Below are 2,733 nucleotides of genomic sequence, written 5' to 3'. Positions count from 1 at the left end.
GGGTAACGAACTTGCCCGGCGCCGCAGCGCTTCCCGGCAACAACGCCACCATCGGTGAACTGATCAGCGACACCGGCGCCGGCACGTTCGCGCTTCGGGCGGGCAGCAGTCCGCTGGTCGCCGTCAACGCGGATGGGCTCATGACGCTGACCGGCGCCCTGGGCCAAGGCCAGACCCACACGATCAACCTGCGTTTCACCGCGCCGGGTGGTGCCTTCCAAGATGAAACCATGGTGCTTCGGTCTGGCACCACCGGGTCCAACACGATCCTGGGCGGAAACCTGGACGACATCGTCTATGCACATTCCGGCAATGACAGCGTCACCGGCGGCGACGGCGACGACGTGCTGTATGGACAAGGGGGCACCGACACGCTGGTCGGCGGTGCGGGTGCCGATCTTCTGGTGGGCGGTGCCGGCAACGACAACATTCAGGGTGGGGCCGGCAACGACCTGATCCGCTTTGCCTGGGGAGACGGCACCGACACGGTCGATGGCGGGACGGAAACCGACGTCATCCGCTATGACGGAAACGCGGCAGCCAACGCGGTCACCGCCATCTGGAACGGAACCTCGGTCGTGTCGATGACGGGGCTTGCCGGCATCCTGGGTGTCGAAAGCATCCTGCTGGATCTGAGGGAAGGTACCGACACGCTCAGCTATGGCACCAGTGCGGGGAATGTGGTGGTGAACCTGACCACCGGCTCCGCATCGGGCTTCACCTCGGCTCTGGGTGTCGAGAACGTCACGGGCGGCACTGGTGCCGACAACCTGACCGGCAACAGCGGGGCCAACACGATCCTGGGCGGCGCGGGCGCGGACATGCTGATCGCGACGGTCGATGACGTCCGCGACGTCTTCAATGGCGGCGGGGGAGTCGATACCATCGACTACAGCGCTTATGGCACGGGCCTGACCATCGATCTTGCCCTGGCAACCGCGATCGTGACCGGCAGCGGCCCGGAAACCGCGACGTCTGACACTGTCACGGCGATCGAGAATATCATCGGGGGCACCGGCAACGACACCTTCTTCGGCAGCAATGCCGTCAACCGTCTATCCGGGGGCGACGGCAGCGATACGATCAGCGGCAACGGCGGCAACGACTTCCTGTTCGGCGGTGCCGGAAATGATGTCCTGATCGGCGGGCTGGGTGTTGATCAACTTACGGGGGACGCGGGAGACGACATCTTCGTCTTCGCCACCCTGGCCGCAAGTACCGTGGCCGCCAGCGACATCATCCTGGACTTCGAAGGTGGCGGCGTCACCGGAGGCGACCTGATCGACGTCAGGGGTCTTGCCGCCCTGCCCTTCACCTTCATCGGGACTGCGGCATTCGCCTCGGGATCGTCGAATCAGGTCCGCTACACCATTCAGGGGGGCGAAACCTTGGTGTTCATCGACACCGACACCGACACAGGCGCAGAAGCTCGCATCCGCGTCCAAGGCGAGTTTGACCTCAGCGCCGGCGACTTCCTGTTCTGACCTTTCCCCTGTCTTGAAGAACCGTTGCGCCCTGAAAGGGGCGCACCTTCGGCTTTCAGGTTCAGCGACTGGAAAAACTTGCTTAATGGCGTTCAGATATGGCCTTCTGAAGGCGAGCTGACATGAGCTTCAATGATACCTCCGCTTTCCGAATACTGCCTCTTCCGAGTTAGGAGGATTACTCAACGCTGCGCTTCCCTGACCGTCTGTCAAGCGACGCCCACCTTTACGAGCTAAGGCGATACCCAGTGTTACGAGGTGTGGCGCAACAGAGCGGCCCCGGAGGGCGCGCCGACCGCCAGGTGTCAAGGCGCGCGCTCCGGGGCCGCGGTCCGCAGTGTTGTTGATCCGCCGCCACCTTTCGCTGGCGCATATAGGCGAGCGCCGCGTCGATGATGATGTAATCCTCGCATCCGGCCCACAGGAGTGACAGGAAGTTCAGCCGTGACTTCAAACAGCCCGTGCGGAAGACGCTGAAGCGCATGCCGCCGATCTGCCTGGTGATGCCGTCGCGGAGAGCATGTCGGGCGCCGGTGTCATCCAGGCTGATAAAGGAGGCGGTGGCCAGGCCTGCCGGAGGGATCGCCTGATCCTCCGCCACAAACCCATCCAGATCGAAGGTCAAAATTCGCAGGACTTGACGCTTGGAGATGTCCATGCCGATCCCGTTCAGGATCGCGGTCAGCCGCTCCGTCGTCACCTGCCCCTGGGCATGAAGCACGAGACAGAACCGCCGCAGGTTGGTGCCAAAGCCACCGAGCAGTCCTTCTGGCAAGGGCGCAATGAACCTTTTTCCTTCCCCCGCTACCCAATCTGGTGCGCGTGCCACTGGCGTAAACTCACATCGCCCCGGAATTTGCCCCACTTACCCCATCCCCTGCCCTTCCCATATTCCAGTATACATGCAGGAAGATCCTCATAGCCGTATTTAGATCTGTTATTGCGGCTTACTAGGTTGACTCTCGAAGCAGCGCTGCTGGCCGAGATAGAGAGTCCCCAACTTGGATTAGGTAGCTGGCGGAAGATCAGGACATGGGGGACCTGCAAACAGCAGCAGGGCAAAGAAATGCTGCATCCTTCGCCCTACCGGAGCTAGAAAAAAGCTGGGATTAAAAGGTTCTTCAAACGGCCGTTTTCTTATACGTCTTGATTGTGTATGCAGGGCAACTGACAGCTCAAACTTGGAGCCATCCATGCCTCTCATCGGCTATGCCCGCGTCTCGACGGGCGAACAGACGCTTGATCCGCA

2 protein-coding genes are annotated in these 2,733 nt (G+C 61.7%); one reads left to right on the top strand and one right to left on the bottom strand.

The features are described 5' to 3' along the window. Positions 1-1,484 (top strand): calcium-binding protein (locus CK944_RS21905; protein ID WP_146038759.1); only part of this gene is annotated, 1,484 nt, incomplete at its 5' end. Between the two features lie 226 nt (positions 1,485-1,710). On the opposite strand, the gene CK944_RS21900 is transcribed toward CK944_RS21905, so the two are convergent. Continuing rightward, the gene (locus CK944_RS21900; RefSeq protein WP_103175149.1) at positions 1,711-2,259 is read right to left on the bottom strand and encodes a hypothetical protein; all 549 of its coding nucleotides are present in this window, start codon (positions 2,257-2,259) and stop codon (positions 1,711-1,713) included. Positions 2,260-2,733 lie beyond the last annotated feature (474 nt).

Source organism: Paracoccus sp. SY, assembly GCF_002901215.1.
Lineage (GTDB): Bacteria > Pseudomonadota > Alphaproteobacteria > Rhodobacterales > Rhodobacteraceae > Paracoccus > Paracoccus acridae.
Note: the sequence above shows the minus strand (reverse complement) of the source record. Positions and strands in the feature narration are given on the sequence as shown.